General features: G+C 60.3%; 11 protein-coding genes. 5 read left to right on the top strand and 6 right to left on the bottom strand.

Annotation, left to right across the window (positions count from 1 at the left end; genetic code table 11):
• Window positions 1-60: 60 nt before the first annotated feature.
• The 6 genes from NDI72_RS14335 to NDI72_RS14360 form a co-directional block, all read right to left on the bottom strand.
• Complete coding sequence (locus tag NDI72_RS14335) at window positions 61-1,863, bottom strand: hypothetical protein (protein ID WP_283800779.1); 1,803 nt, start codon at window positions 1,861-1,863, stop codon at window positions 61-63.
• 471 nt (window positions 1,864-2,334) lie between these two features.
• Window positions 2,335-2,820: a hypothetical protein gene (locus NDI72_RS14340; RefSeq protein ID WP_113155395.1), complete on the bottom strand. Its 486-nt coding sequence runs from the start codon at window positions 2,818-2,820 to the stop codon at window positions 2,335-2,337.
• Between the two features lie 114 nt (window positions 2,821-2,934).
• Window positions 2,935-3,138: a hypothetical protein gene (locus tag NDI72_RS14345; protein ID WP_113155394.1), complete on the bottom strand. Its 204-nt coding sequence runs from the start codon at window positions 3,136-3,138 to the stop codon at window positions 2,935-2,937.
• 221 nt (window positions 3,139-3,359) lie between these two features.
• Window positions 3,360-3,566: a hypothetical protein gene (locus tag NDI72_RS14350; protein WP_113156323.1), complete on the bottom strand. Its 207-nt coding sequence runs from the start codon at window positions 3,564-3,566 to the stop codon at window positions 3,360-3,362.
• Between the two features lie 262 nt (window positions 3,567-3,828).
• On the bottom strand, window positions 3,829-5,217 hold the full coding sequence (locus tag NDI72_RS14355) for a GGDEF domain-containing protein (RefSeq protein ID WP_283800780.1): 1,389 nt from the start codon (window positions 5,215-5,217) through the stop codon (window positions 3,829-3,831).
• A gap of 243 nt (window positions 5,218-5,460) precedes the next feature.
• Window positions 5,461-6,939 (bottom strand): pyridoxal phosphate-dependent decarboxylase family protein, encoded by a 1,479-nt coding sequence (locus NDI72_RS14360; protein WP_283800781.1) that lies wholly within the window; start codon window positions 6,937-6,939, stop codon window positions 5,461-5,463.
• A gap of 510 nt (window positions 6,940-7,449) precedes the next feature.
• Between NDI72_RS14360 and NDI72_RS14365 the strand changes: the two genes are divergently transcribed.
• From NDI72_RS14365 to NDI72_RS14380, 5 genes are all read left to right on the top strand, one after another.
• Window positions 7,450-8,712 (top strand): site-specific integrase, encoded by a 1,263-nt coding sequence (locus NDI72_RS14365; protein ID WP_283800782.1) that lies wholly within the window; start codon window positions 7,450-7,452, stop codon window positions 8,710-8,712.
• Window positions 8,713-8,952: 240 nt separating this feature from the next.
• Window positions 8,953-9,177 (top strand): helix-turn-helix transcriptional regulator, encoded by a 225-nt coding sequence (locus tag NDI72_RS22075; RefSeq protein WP_206995090.1) that lies wholly within the window; start codon window positions 8,953-8,955, stop codon window positions 9,175-9,177.
• 437 nt (window positions 9,178-9,614) lie between these two features.
• Window positions 9,615-10,010 (top strand): hypothetical protein, encoded by a 396-nt coding sequence (locus NDI72_RS14370; RefSeq protein ID WP_283800783.1) that lies wholly within the window; start codon window positions 9,615-9,617, stop codon window positions 10,008-10,010.
• A gap of 429 nt (window positions 10,011-10,439) precedes the next feature.
• Window positions 10,440-13,109, top strand: coding sequence for a DUF3987 domain-containing protein (locus tag NDI72_RS14375; protein WP_283800784.1), 2,670 nt, complete (start codon window positions 10,440-10,442; stop codon window positions 13,107-13,109).
• 408 nt (window positions 13,110-13,517) lie between these two features.
• Window positions 13,518-14,303 carry an HGGxSTG domain-containing protein gene (locus NDI72_RS14380; protein WP_283800835.1) on the top strand — a complete coding sequence of 262 codons (786 nt, stop codon included), beginning with the start codon at window positions 13,518-13,520 and terminating at the stop codon, window positions 14,301-14,303.
• The last annotated feature ends 11 nt before the right edge of the window (window positions 14,304-14,314 follow it).

The following is a 14,314-nucleotide window of genomic DNA, read 5'->3' on the forward strand; positions in this document are numbered from 1 at the left end:
AGGCGCAAACCTCCGGTTCCGGCGCCCAGGGGGACAGGGCGCCGGAATTCTCGTTTGCCGTCAGGCGTCGTCTTCGCCGACAACCGTGCTGTTGAGATCGCCGCCGACCACTGTCGTGTCCACGGAGTTTCCAAGCACGTTGGCGCCCATGACGATCTGCTGATTGAAGGCGCTCGTATCCACGATGGCATCGGCAGATGCCTCGGAGATTCCGGTCACATAGCCGTCATCTCCATTGTTGGAGCCCCACATGCCGCCAGCGCCGCCTGCGCCGCCAGCACCTGTGGTTGCGATGCCGCCCATGCCGCCGGCGCCGCCGTTGCCGCCTGAGACCGGTCCGGCCCATGCATCACCGGCGTTTCCGCCGACTGCAGAAGCCCAACCGCCTGCGCCGTCGCCTCCATCACCTCCATTGCCGCCACGGGCAGCGCCGAGGCCCATACCCATGCCCTGACCTGCGCCGAAACCAAGGCCGCCGCCGCCGTCGGCTGCGCCACCGGTGCCACCCATGCCACCCATGCCGCCCATGCCGCCGTCGCCGCCGGTTCCGGTTCCGCCATTGCCGCCGGAGCCTTCAGCACCTGCCGCACCTGTTCCGGTGCCGCCCATGCCGCCAGCGCCTGCTGCGCCGCCATCGCCACCAGGGGCTGCTGCGGCTGCTGCGGCTGCATCTGCTGCTGCGTCTGCAAAGCCCAGAGCCGCTGCAGCGTCTGCTGCCGCCGCTGCGGAGGCCGCTGCTGCGCCATCGCCGCCATCGCCGGCTTCACCGCCGGTGCCGCCGTCGCCGCCGTCGCCGTCACCGCCGTCGCCGCCGGTGCCTTCACCGCCTTCACCGCCGGTTGCCGTGCCGCCAAGGCCGCCCATGCCGCCAGCACCGCCAGCGCCACCGGCACCACCGGAGCCGCCTTCACCGCCGAGACCGACGCCGACGCCCAGACCACCGAGGCCAAGGCCGGTACCGGTCGCCGTGCCGCCGGAACCGCCGGCTGCGCCATTGCTGTTGCCGCCATAGGCCTTTGCGTCATCGGTCGCGCCGCCATTGGCATTGCCGCCATCGGCCCAGCCATGAGCGCCAGCACCGCCGTCGGCGTCTGCATCGCCGCCGCCTTCGCCACCGCCGCCGCCGGCCACGATGCCTTCTTCGGCATAGGCGTCACCGCCCGATGCGTCGCCGTTCTGGTTGAAGTCGGCATTGTTGGAGACGGTCGGGTTCTCAAGCGTGTCATTGTCGACGAGATCGTTCACCTGACCGATCACGAAGGCATTGTCATTGCCGCCGCCATTGAGCGAGTCGTTGAGGATGTCCTCGAACGTCATGTCGTCGCCCGGATCGTAGGAAATCTCGCCATCGCGATTGATGAACAGCTGGTCGACCGAACCGCCGTCATAGACATCCACATCTGCAAAGTCGTCATCACTCGGGATGAACCCGTCGAGGCCGACATTCACGGACGTGTTGACGGATGTGGCCACGGCAGTCGCCACATCGGTGTTGTTCGTGGCGTTGTTGGTGGCCGAGTTCTGCGCCGCATTGCTCGCGGCGTTGGCCGCCTCGTTGGCGGCTTCATTGCCAGCGGCATTTTCTGCCTGATTGCTCGCACCGTTCTGCGCGGCGTTGCCAGCGGTGTTGTTGGCGGTGTTCGTGCCGGTATTGTTGCTGGTGTTGTTCGCATCATTGTCGGCGTTGTTGTCGGCATCATTGCCGGCCGTGTTTTCCGCCGTGTTCAGGGCGTTCTGTTCCTGGCCCTGATGCTGCCATTCACCCTGATGTTGATGCTGGTCCTGATCCTGGTCTTGATCCTGCGACTGGCTGTTCCCAGGCCAACCAGGAAAGAAAACGCCGAAACCGTTTTGTTTGGGCATGATCGTGTCCTCATCCTCAAAATGAGAACCGTGTGGACACGATCACTGTTCATCTCTCAGGTGATATTGTGCTCACACGGTTCTGCTGTTTTGCGGCCATCCGGCCGCCTTTGAAGTGCGGAAACACGTTCGGATGTCGAACGAGATGCACTCCTCCCTCATTCGGACGACCCTGTGTGTCTGAAGCGAATCCCCACCGCCCGCGTCTTTGATGCGACCCGAGATCAGTTCTCGCGGCAGACCTTTCGGAGTTATCCGACGGGAGGGATTGTCGTGCGTGAACCGGCGACTAAAAACCCGCAAATTCGGTGGAGCAGGGCCATTTAAGGCCTCACCATAGGTTCAGCCCCCACCTAAAAATGATTAGAGGCGGGGTAGTAATCTTTGGGGGAAACGCGTCGATTGTGATGCTGAGACGCTGCTTCTGGCGCCGACGCGGCGCGCAAGACCGGGCGGCGATTCGCGGCGGTTCTAGAAGCGGAACGTCCAGTAGAGGCAGGCGAGGGTGGCGATCGTGAAGCCGATGAATGCCAGCGTCCGCAGAAGGACGTTGCGGCGCAGCGTATCGAGCGACAGATGCGCGACGATGATGCCGGCGGCAAAGATGAACTGCCAGTCAATCAGCGTCCACAGCGCTGAATTATTGCCGAAGGCGAAGCGCGCGACCTGTACGCCCACAATGGTTGCCAGAAGCACCAGCGCCGTTGAGTAGACCGGTGTCGTGCCATTGGCGTGAACCACGGCTGCTGCGCGGATGGGGAGGATTGTCACGAGCATGGCTGCGAACGCGTAAAGCGCTGCCAGCGGGATGAAGCTGGCGGCATTGGCCAGACCGTCGAGGCGCTCGATGCCGAGCGTGCCGAAACCGTATCCCTTGATCCGCAGCGCGAAGCTGAGCGCGACAAGAAGGCCCGTCAGTACGGCGACAAGCAGAAAGGCGGATGCGGTGCGGTTCATGATGTTCCTCTCCGGGAATCGGATCGTTCCGTTCCCGAATAGGACGATATTCTGAAGCAGGAAAGCCCGGATGTGGCGCAATCTGCGGCACGTGCGGCTGTCTCAGTGAATGTTTCAGGAATTCGCGGCGTGCCTGCGCTCTTCTCTGCTGCGCCGCCGTTTCTCCACTTCGTTGAGAACATAGCAGGCGTCCTCGGCCTCGGACTGGGTGATGCCGGCAACGATGGTCATGCCGATCACCGCCGGCTCGTTGGTTAAGTTGTCCCAGACGGTCCAGAGGTTTGAAGGGTCGAGGATGATCTCGTAGCGGTCTTTCAAGTCCCGTCTCCTTCATCGGGTTAAGTCACAATGCTCACCGGCAGAGGCATCGTTGATTCTGATGAAAGAGAGATGAGTAAAAACAATAGGATAATAGTAAAATTTTAAATAGCTGAACGACCTTGGTTCGTTTTCGAAACATCCCGGACTGCCATGGTGCGGTCCGGGACGCCTGTAGCGCGGACCAGCGCCGCCAGTGATGGCGACGCCGGCCCCATGGCTTAGATCGAGGCCCCGTCAAGGTTCCTGAGCAGGATGTCCCGGTCGGCGACGGAACTGACGCGCACGGTCAGCGACGTGCTTTTCGAGGGCACCTGCGGGGGCAGGGAAACGGCGACGCCGGGCGCGTTCTTCTCGAGCCAGCTCTTGAACCGCGAGAGTTTGTTGGGGCCTTCGATGGGAAAGGTGAAACTGTATTTGAAGCTCACTTTGCATTCCTTCAATTCGCAAAGGATCGCAGACGCGCGCAGCGGGGCTGCGGCATCGTGCTGTGTCCAGATCGTGTTTTGGGTGGAATAATCCTGACGCCGCTCTTGCCTTCGCAGGTAGTGGCGTCAGGCAACTAGCCGGGTTTGCGGCTGCCCTTTGGAAAACGCGGTCTATGACGGTCGTGGGTGAGCATGACTGACATGTCGGACACTGGCGCACGGAAGTCAAACCCGTGCGCCTTTTTGCCTCAAGCTGGACGGATCACCTTTGGCCGGACGCAGAAAGTGCGGACGTGCCGCTTTCGTCTCCGGCGACCACGACGCAGTCGCGGCCATTCTGCTTTGCCGCATAGAGGGCGGCGTCTGCAGCATTGATCAGATATTCGTAGTCCGGATGGCCCTCATAGGCGGCAACGCCGATGGAAGCCGTGACCTTGATGCTTTCGGTTTCGGCCACGGATATGGGCGTTTTCGTCAGCTCCGTGCGGATGCGCTCCGCCAGTGCATGGGCCTGGCTCTCCGCCGTCTCGACCAGCACGATCAGAAACTCTTCGCCGCCATAGCGAAAGACGAAGTCGGTCGCGCGGACATTGTTGAGGATCGTTTCCGCCGTCTGGCTCAGAACCGCGTCACCGGCCGGATGACCGAAGCGATCATTGACCGTCTTGAAGTGGTCCAGGTCGACCATAAGCACGCTCAGTGGCGTGCCTGCCTTCTTCGACAGGCTGATTTCGCGCCCGAGAACCGTTGGCAGGAAGCGCCGGTTCAGCGTCTGCGTCAGCGGATCGCGCCCGTTCTCAACGCCGGCTGCGAGCTTGAACAGATCGTTCAGCAGAAACTTGATTTCGTCGATGCGCCGTTGAAACATCACCAGTGATGCCGGCTGACTGCTCGAAATGTTCGGGAGGATCTCGGTATCCACTTCGCGGATGAGATGCTGGATCTTGTCGAGCAGTGGCGATCCCTGAAACAGCACTGCCGCACGGTGGCGGATCCAGAGGCCGAATGGCGAGGCCGCAAAACTGTTGTGAGACGGCTCGCCCTCATTGCCGAGCATGGACAAGAGCACAGAATGGCTCCATTCCATGAGCGCGGCGCGCTGGGTTTCGCGTTCCAGGTTGATGTCCTGACCGAGCGAGAAGATGCGAAAGGCCTCTTCCGTCTTGGTTCGCCGGTTCGCGCCCGACATGTAGGCCGTGCTCATGAGCCTGATTGCGTAATCCACGACCTCGTTGAACAGGATGATCGCATGGAAGGCGGACGGGCTGTGATTGCCGGCGGTGGCAATCTTGTCTGCGACCTTCGTTTTGATGAGCGTCGTGCCCTCCATAACGAGATTGTTGGGGATGTTCAGGCGGGCGTGCACTTCGCCGATCTCGATCTGCCGGCGCTCAAAAGCCTCAATGTCGGCCAGCGGATCGAACTCCACCAGTGCGAGAAGCCATTTGCGCAGCGAGTGGCGCAGCCTGTCCTGCACGACATTGTGGCTGAGAAACTGGGCGCTCTGGGTGTCGCCAAGGAAGACTTCGTAGAAGGCGGCCACCAGCGCGTCGGCCTCCTGATGAACGATACGAACAATCGTGCTGCGAGCCGCCTCGCGTTCGTCTTCACTGGAGGAAAGCCATCCCAGCACTCCGGCCCGACCGTTCATCGCTCAAACCCCCGTCGAATCTTTCGTCGGCTCCCCTTTACGTTGCACCCTGAAGGAATCAAGCGATGATGGGGAGGTGGGACAATCTTGCCCACGCACAGGCCCAATTCCCGTGTTGCCCGACATGCGCATGCAGGTGCTCTGGCAGGACGGTGCGTAAGGTGGCCGCGAGGGGCGCGGAGCCGCTGCTAGTCGGTCCCAGAAGGCCATTCACTCAAGCAGCTGTCTTCTTGTCCGAAAACGCTACGAACCAGATTTTTGAAGACCAACAAGCTCACCAAGCTCGATGACCTGCTGCAAAAACATCTCCAGATCCCCGGTCATCGTCCTGTGATTGCAGATCGCCACACGCAGACAATGCTTGCCGGAGACTGTCGTGTCCGAAATGGCAGCGATGCCTGCTTCCTGCAGGCGCAGCATGATCTCGACGTTCAGATCTCGCAGCGCGGCCTCCGTCATCCCGCCCGGATCGTAGCGGAAGCAGACGATATTAACGGTCGGCGCCACAATGAGGTCGAGCTTCGCGGCCTCTTCTATGCGTCGCGCCAGATATGCCGCCTGCGCGATGTTCTGATCGATAAGACGGCCGAATTTTTCACTGCCGTGCTCCTTCAGTGTCAGCCAGACCTTCAGGGCGCGGAAGCCGCGGGAGGTTTGTAAATTATAGTCGTGCAGGAACTCACTGGCCGCGATGCCGCGTGTTTTCTCCTCGAGATATTCCGGGTGCAACGCGAAGGTGCCGCGATGGACCGATGCATCCCGGATGATCGCGCAGCCGGCTTCGAAGGGCACATGCAGCCATTTGTGGGGATCGAGAGCAAGTGAATCTGCTTCTCCGATCCCGTCCACGAGCCCGTGGTTTTGCGGAGCAATCGCGATGAGCGCGCCGATACACCCGTCAACATGCAGCCAAAGACCCTCGCGCGTGCAAAGTGTCCTGAGGCCGTTTACGTCGTCTATCGCCCCCGTATTGACCGTGCCGGCGGTGGCGATGACGCAGGCCGGGAGAAAGCCTGCCGCGCGGTCCCGGGCGATACAGTCCGCCAGCGCGTCCAGATTGATCCGGTAGTCGGGACCGGTTGGCACCCGGCACAGGGCGTTGTTGCCGAGACCAAGCAGTTCGACGGCTTTCTGGTGACAGCTATGGACTTGGTCTGAGGCATAGAACCTCAGCGGTTTTTCAAGTTGGGCAACGCCGTTCGCCCGGACATTGCCGCCCGCCATAGCGTTTCTGGCAGCGGTCAGGCCGATGATGTTGGCCATTGACCCGCCACTCACCAGCGTGCCGCTCGCATCGGCGGGGAAGCCCATCAGTGTCTTGAGCCATCCCACCACCTGCCGATCCATCAGGGCCGCCGCGTTGTTGCCACCCCCGAGGTTCGAACCGTCGACTGCAGCGAGGAATTCGGCAAGCGCACCGGTCAGGCTGCCCGAACCCATGAACCACATCCAGAATCGGGGGTGGATGTTGCCCATCGGGTAGGGCATCAGGATTTCCTGCAGCTCCTGATAGAGTTCTGCCGCAGGAGCGGGGTCTTTCGGGAGAGGGGAGGCAAAGGCTTCTCGAACGGCAGGGGGCATTTCCTGCCAGAGCGGGCGGTCACGCACGTTCCTGATATGCGCCACTGCGTAGTCTATCATCTGGTGGCCCAGCTGACGCAGCGCCTCCCAGTCGTTCGGATCCAGAGTTTCTTCGCGGATTTGGCTATTGGCTTGGTCCATTGTGAACACTCCTCGTCGAAGTCACTGACCGTTTTCCGTACCCAACGTCAGGCAGGAGCTTACCACGGTTTTCGGTATGCGTGACTTGCAAGATCCCGGCGTTTGCGGGCTGGGCACGAACGCAGTCGCTGAGTGAACGGATCTTCGGAATCGGGAGCGTGTCGGCTTCAAGGAGCCTGGCAGGGAGAATGCGTTCCACGAGCAGGGAAGTCGTGTTTCGCTCTCATGCTTTGCTATGCTGAAACGTGATGTTTGTCGTGCATTCGCTTCAATGCAATTCCATCAACAAAACCAAGACATCGTCTGGAGTGTTGATGGTGGGCGCGGCAGGGATTGAACCTGCGACCCCACCCGTGTGAAGGACGGAACTTTACGAATCATAGAAAATCACCGCGTATCATTCTCAAAAATAAATATCTGAAATCATTGACAATTTTGGATCAATTTGGCTCAAGCTGTTTTGAAGGGAAGCGCAAACGGTGCTTCCCCGGTGCTTCCCCAGAGGGCCATATGACTGCATCCGAAAAGGTAAAATTGACCGACGCACTTGTCAGCCGAGCGGCCGCGCCAGCGGACCGAGCAGAGCTCATGATTTGGGATTCAGAGGTCGCGGGCTTTGGTCTGCGCGTTCGCGGTGACAGCAAATCCTTCATCATCGTCTATCGACCCGTAGGGGCTGGTCGATCCGCAAACATGAAGCGATTGAAGATCGGTACACCCGGAACGCTCGGGGGCGTCAAAGAGGCACGGCGTATCGCGCTTTCCTATCGAGGTAAGATCGCTGATGGCGAAGATCCCGCCGCGGAGCGAGCAGAGGAAAAACGCCGCGCTCATTCAACCGTGGCCGAACTGCTGGACCGGTACGAAAAGAGATTGGAACGGCGCGGCTATGTGAACCGCAAAGACGTTATGAGCCTTCTACGCCGAAGGCTTCGGCCGTTCCTGGCGCGGGACATTGCAGGGGTGAAGGGGTGGGAGCTCGCGGAACTGATTGAACGCCTCGACACAGCAAGCAACGGGCGCGGCGGTTCGGATTTTCGCTCCCGCTGCAATCCTTTCCTGAATTGGTGCGTCTTTGATGCGCGGGTTCTCGACGTAAACCCGCTGGCCGGCTACCGGCGCGGGCGCGATACGCGACAGGAACGGGTATCGAGAGCTGAAAGCGGGAGAGCGCTTGCCGACGCAGAGATTGTCGCCGTTTGGAACACTTCCGCTCTGGATCGCGCTTTCTATCGACTTGTCCGGTTCCTCCTTTTGACGGGATGCAGAAGGAGCGAAGGCGCAAAGCTGCTATGGGACATGGTCGATGTCGGGGGGCGTCGCATCGACTTGCCGGCAACCTTCACCAAGCAGGCGCGAGGCCACACCATCTACATGGGTGACGAGCTTTTGAAGCTTCTCGACGAATGCAAGGTTAGGTCAGGAACTTCGGATTTTGTTTTCGCCTCGCCCAGAACCGGTGGCCCTATCTCAGGGTGGAGCAAGCTAATGAAACCCAATTCCGGCAAGCAGCGCGGCCGCAGGCCGGGATTCACAGACGTAAGCGGAGTGGACTTCACGCTGCACGATTTGCGGCGCACCTTTCGAACAGGTCTGTCAAAGCTTGGAATAGAAACCGACATTGCGGAGTTAGCATTGGGGCACGCTCGATCGGACCTTGAAGCTCGTTACAATCGCGATGATTGTGAAGCCGCGCTGCGTGAGGCTTTTGACAAATGGGAGCAGCACCTTGTCGGCCTAACCAGAACAGTTGGAGGTGATGTCTTTTCGTGAGCGGCATCAACTGTTTCCATAGATATTAACGCCGTACATTTGCCGTACACTCATTCAATTTCAATGGCTTGTAGTAAATATCTATTGCAATGCGCCATTATCTAACGCTATGCTTTGATTCATCAATAAGCCTCGCCCAGCCGCGCAAAAATGGGTGAATCGGTCGAAACGGATGGGGAGCGGTTACGGGGTCTCACTTAACACTCTCGCTCGAGAAGCGAGGGGGACAGGAGACCTGCAATGCATCCTCTTTCGAACGGCGCACAACTTGCACCCGTTGACCTCGAAACGCTCCCGCCGACAACCTTTCTGACATACGATCAGCTTGCGCCGATTATCGGCATTTCAGTCCCAACATTGAAGCGCTGGGCTGCGAACGGACAGGGGCCAAAGCGCACATATCTCGAATCTCGCCCGCGCTATCGCGTCTCGGACATCCTTGCATGGATTGAGGGGCGGTCATGACCAATTCGCCTCATCCGCGGTCGTTCTTGGCGTTTGCCTGCTTTGTGAAGGAGCAGTTTGATCGCCTCGACGCCCTTTCCTTCGCACCAGTGCCCGTCCCGGAGGCACAGCGTGCCGGATACTAGCCCTGGGCTTCGGACTGCCTCTGGCAGGCGTACCGGGAACGAGTTGCCGAGCGCTTCGCCGCGGCTCTGCCGACCGACTGGCAGCATACTCCTGCAGCGGGAGCATTGGTGGATCATCAAGCGGCCCTAGAGCTTCGCGCAGCGAGGCTTTTATCTGAACCCGACGCAGCCGGAATTGAGGGCGTCACACCTGTGAATGGGTGGGAGCCCGCCCGTGAGACGGTTAGAGCGGTGGCGGTGGGCGTGTTCTTGACAGATGGTCGAGCCCTTACGACCGACACAGCGCATTTCCTGAACAGGGGTATACCGCGAATGGATAAGAAAGGCGGCTACACCGGCAGCAATGTCCGGGATGCTATCGACGGATATGTCCGGACCCATATTCGCCTGTTGGCAGGCTTGTTCCCGAAGACGTCGGGACACGTGACGCCTGATACGATCGAGGCGGCGCGGCGCGCCTTGTTCAACGTCCCGGCTTATGACGTGCGCCTGTACGGCCGGCTCTGGTCGAAGGCGATCGAGAGCGGGTGCTCTCAGCTATCAGTTGAAGACGCGGAATGCCTCTTGCAGAGCGGTGAGCTTCTCCAATGGAGACTAGATTACGAAGCCGAGCCGGATCTTTCCAGCCTTTCCGAAAACGCTGTTTCTAACCTGCACAACCGGGCAGCCAAACTGCTGAAAGGCCGATTAGAGCGGCTGGCGGCATAGTCCCGCGGTTGCGTTTTCTATCTCCATAGGCGGGGTGTTTTCGCAGTGCCGAACAGGGGACTCTCTGGCCTCCGATGATGCAGGAGAGGGTCGTGGCTATCCAAAAAGCACAACAGAATGGCGGGGAGATGCTCCTAATCGCTGACGCGGCGCGACTGGCTGGCCGGTCGGAGTCTTGGATTCGGGGGCATCGCAGTTTCGGCCCGCTCGAGCCCGTCTATGTGGACGGCAAACAGGCCGTGAGGGTCCGGGATCTAATCCAATTAGTCCAACGCACCCGAGCACGTGACGCGAGATGGCGGACGGCCCGTCTTGAGCGGGAGCGGAAGCAGCGCCGGCATTTGCGCCTTGTTGTCAGCAATATGTAGGCAAAAAGATGCCGGCCGCGATGATTGGGAATCGGCGACCGGCGAAAACGGGACAGTAATAATGCAGACCGAAGATACTGATTTTGGAAGGGAAACGCAACGATCATGCGTTGCCTCCGGGCAGGCCGTAGAATTCTTGCAATTGCTTGATTTTAAGGGGCGGCACAACCTCGTATCCATCCACCCCGAAACGGGAGCGGTCCGGGGCCAGACGTTCGAGCCCGGCGCATGGGCCGAAATGGCAGAGTGGATCGACAGCCAAAATGGAAGCGAGAACCTCTATTTCTCTCTGAACGAGCCGAAGCCTGAAACGGGCGGGAAGCTTTCAAAGCGGGACATAGCGCGCCTGCGCGCCGTCTGTGCCGATATCGACCCCAAGGGCGGCGCCGAGCAATTCGCCAGCGAGCGCCAACGGCTCCAAGGTATCCTCCGGGATTTGAGCGAAAGCGCTACCCCGCCGTCATTGGCCGTTGATTCTGGAAACGGTCTGCAGCTCTTCTGGTTACTCGATAAGCCGCTGTCAGCCGAAGAGCACGGGGCGGACATTGAGAACATTGGTCAAGCCATAGCCCATGAGCTCGGCGGCGACGCCGTTCATAATATCGATCGGGTTATGCGCCTGCCCGGAACGATCAACCTCCCGACACAAGCCAAAAGAGCAAAGGGGAGGAAAGCGGCACGGGCATCATTCAAAGCGCTCGGCAAGGGCCGTTACTCAATCGACGAGTTGTCGCGTCGCTTTCCGCCACCGAAGAGCGCCGCTGCCGTCGATGGCGTCGGAAATGCCGACCGGGTGGCGCGGGCACGGCGGCAGATCGACATGGAGCTCGTTACGGGTGCCGCCTCCTTTGACGACCTGGCCCCGGAATTGTCCCGGAAGTTCAGGAAGGCCCTGGCCGCAGATCCAGCGTTGCGTGACCTTTGGCAATCCGGAAACCATGCCGGCGAAGACCAGACAGCCTCTGGCCGCCGATTTGCCTTGGCTGGCAGGCTCAAATGCTGGATTCCGCGTGAGGCCATGCGCTTCGACGTGAATGAATACGGGGCGTTGCTCTGGGTCTGGGAGCACGCCGTGAATCCGAACGAAGATGCTTCCGACAAGATAACCGAGAGGGAAGTCGCACGGAGTTGGGGGAAGGCAGATCCGGCCGACTCGATCCCGGAGGCGTGGTTTGACCCGCGGCCAGAGTCAGAGAGGGCAGGCGCTGCGGGCACCTTCCAGTGGCCGGAGCCTTTGGACATCTTCGGAGACGAACCTCCGGAGGCGCTGGCGACGCCGCCCGCCGGGGCCCTGCCTGATGTGATCGAACGCTGGTCTCGCAGCGAGGCGCGCCGGAAGGGAGTGCCGCAAGCTTTCAACGCGACGGCCGCTATCACGGTTTGCGCCGCGGCGATCGGCAGCTCTTTGAAGATCCGGCCCCGGTTGCATGACGACGGATGGACCGAGCCGGCTTGCCTCTGGGCTGTTCTCGTTGCGGAACCGGGTTCTGCCAAATCGCCCACGATCTCCGCGGCCGTGAAGCCGCTGCGTGAGATTGACACGGCGTGGCGGAAAAAAGGGGAGGCCGAGCGCGCTGCATGGTTGGCGAGGGAGAATCTCAGGAAGCCCAGAGAGCGTGGGCGCGAAGCTGAACCCAGAATGCGTCGGCTGGTTGTCGACGACGCGACCATGGAGAAACAGGCCCGGATTCACGCAGACAACCCCCATGGACTTCTGCGGGATACGGATGAGCTCAAGTCGCTATTGGGCTCCTTGGGCGCGTATAAGAAAAACGCCGACGCTGATCAGGGGCAGCTACTCAAGCTGTATGACGGGAGCCCGTTGACGATAGATCGTGTTGGAAGCGGGACAATTTCCGCAGACACAGCGCTCATGTCCCTGATCGCTGGGACGCAACCTGCCGTAATCGCGAAACTCGCTCCGGCTCTCGGGGAAGATGGCGCTTTGCAGCGTTGCCTGTTCATCCTTGACGATGGCAAGGAACGCCGGGGCGTTGATGAGCAGCCAGACCGGGAGGCGGTCGAAGCTTATGGGGATCTGGTGCGCGGTTTGGCCGATGCGGCCGGCCTGCGGTCAGGGACGGTCCATCTATCGGCGGGCGCGTACAACGTCCTGCAGCGCATCGGCGAAGATATAGCGGCATTGAAGCACGTGCCAGGCGCTTCGGTGGCTTGGAAAGGTCATGTGGCAAAATGGGGCAAGATATTGCCGCGCCTTGCGCTCACGTTCCATGCAATCGAGTGCTGGCATTCGTTCGGCGACGTGGGCGTTATCTCTCGAATCCCTGTCGAGCAGAGCACAGCGGAGATGGCGGCCCGTTTCTCTGGCTTTCTGCTGGCCCATCAGCTCCGCTTCTATCAGACCTATTACGAGGCTGACGAGCACTCTTCGTTTGCTCGCTGGATCGCCGGCCATATCCTAGCGCATCCAGAAAAGGCGAAGCTCACCCGAAGGGATGTTGGCGGTGCAAAGAAGGATCTCAGGGAACCGGGAGCGATGCTGGCCGCAATGGGAGAGCTGGAGAATTTCGGCTGGCTTCGGGTGTCGAAGCGCAACGGGCAAGGCCCGCAGCATTGGGAAATCAATCCGGCTGTCCACTCTCGATTCAAAGAACGAGCCCAAAGGGAGAGGCAAATTAGGGAGCAACGTAGAAGCGATATCCGGACGGCCGCGAAAGCTAGAAAGAAGATAGACGCGGACGGATTGTCCGAGAGGTACGCGAATGAGTAGCGTCTCATATCATTTTGCGGACTTTGCGGCTTGCGTGCGCGAAAGGTATATTGCTTTTTTCTTCTCTCTCTTTCTCTCCCCTTATTTTATCAAAAATTTTTCTGTCTCACACGCGCACAAGCCGCAAAGTCCGCAGTTCTTCCTCGGTGTGGGAAAGTGGAACCGCAGGGCCCGTAACCGCTCTTTTGACCCGGTTCGGGCAAAGCGTCCGGTTTTGGATGGGAGCGGAGAGGCGAGCGCGGCAAGACGGGCGAAGCGTCCGGTCCGGGCTTGTCGGTCGTTTCGGCTCCGAAACCCTATGGGTGCCTTACCTCAGAGCCAGAAATGAAAAGAACGCGAAATCGAAGTGCCGAAGGCCGAGAGAAGTCTCGAAAGGTAATTTCCGAATGGAACGCCCGACGGGCAGAGATGCCGCGGTGTGGAGCGAGGCGGAAGAGTGACGGCGAGCCATGTCAGAATATTGGGATGGCAAACGGCCGTTGCCGGCTCCACGGCGGCAAGACCCCGAAAGGTGAAGGCTGGCGAAAACCTCAATGGCCCGCGACCGGATCGGTTGAGCGTCGGGAAGCGAAACTGCGTGGCAAGCTCGCCATGCTGGAAGAGCGCCGGAAGGAACGCGAGCGCAAGCTTGCCCGGATGAGCCCCGAAGAGCGGCAGCGCTGGCAAGAGCGATGGGGCGGGGACGTAATGCGGCCCGGTTCGGCAGAAGAGCGCCAGGCAGCGAAGGCAGCACGAAAAGCGGGAAAGGAGACGCGGGGTTTGCTGCAGGGACTGCTGCGCGATCGGCCAGCAATAGCCCCGCAGGAGCCAAACGAGCTCACGCCAAACGAAACGGAGCGGCCCGCCGCTCAGCAGCAGGAAGGACTGAACATGGCCCGCATGGAAAGCGAAATAGACGATATAGGTTTTCAGGAAGATGAGTTTATGCGGCGAGTGCGCACGGAAGGGGTGCAAGCCGCTTATCAGGCAGCTTTGTCAATCTGTCTCGATCCCAAGTCCCCGGCGCCGGCTAAATCATCCGCCGCGACGACCATTTTCAGGGTCGCGGGGCTATACGACAGAAAAGACGACGGCACCCCAAAGGATTTGCACGAAATGACCCCGGAGCAAATTGCCCGCGAGCTGAGGCGACTTGAAGGGTTGACCCGCTCCAAAACGGTCGGCGAAGACAAGGGAGGCGGCGTCTTTGACTGAGTCGAGCCCCC

This window comes from Nitratireductor sp. GZWM139, from assembly GCF_030068685.1.
Taxonomy (GTDB): domain Bacteria; phylum Pseudomonadota; class Alphaproteobacteria; order Rhizobiales; family Rhizobiaceae; genus Nitratireductor; species Nitratireductor aquimarinus.

Excerpts from the sequence above, each read along its gene's own strand:
- NDI72_RS14335 (WP_283800779.1), bottom strand. The coding sequence starts at position 1,863 with ATGCCCAAACAAAACGGTTTCGGCGTTTTCTTTCCTGGTTGGCCTGGG.
- NDI72_RS14360 (WP_283800781.1), bottom strand. The coding sequence starts at position 6,939 with ATGGACCAAGCCAATAGCCAAATCCGCGAAGAAACTCTGGATCCGAAC.
- NDI72_RS14375 (WP_283800784.1), top strand. The coding sequence starts at position 10,440 with ATGCAGACCGAAGATACTGATTTTGGAAGGGAAACGCAACGATCATGC.
- NDI72_RS14365 (WP_283800782.1), top strand. The coding sequence starts at position 7,450 with ATGACTGCATCCGAAAAGGTAAAATTGACCGACGCACTTGTCAGCCGA.
- NDI72_RS14355 (WP_283800780.1), bottom strand. The coding sequence starts at position 5,217 with ATGAACGGTCGGGCCGGAGTGCTGGGATGGCTTTCCTCCAGTGAAGAC.
- NDI72_RS14370 (WP_283800783.1), top strand. The coding sequence starts at position 9,615 with ATGGATAAGAAAGGCGGCTACACCGGCAGCAATGTCCGGGATGCTATC.
- NDI72_RS14340 (WP_113155395.1), bottom strand. The coding sequence starts at position 2,820 with ATGAACCGCACCGCATCCGCCTTTCTGCTTGTCGCCGTACTGACGGGC.
- NDI72_RS22075 (WP_206995090.1), top strand. The coding sequence starts at position 8,953 with ATGCATCCTCTTTCGAACGGCGCACAACTTGCACCCGTTGACCTCGAA.
- NDI72_RS14380 (WP_283800835.1), top strand. The coding sequence starts at position 13,518 with ATGCCGCGGTGTGGAGCGAGGCGGAAGAGTGACGGCGAGCCATGTCAG.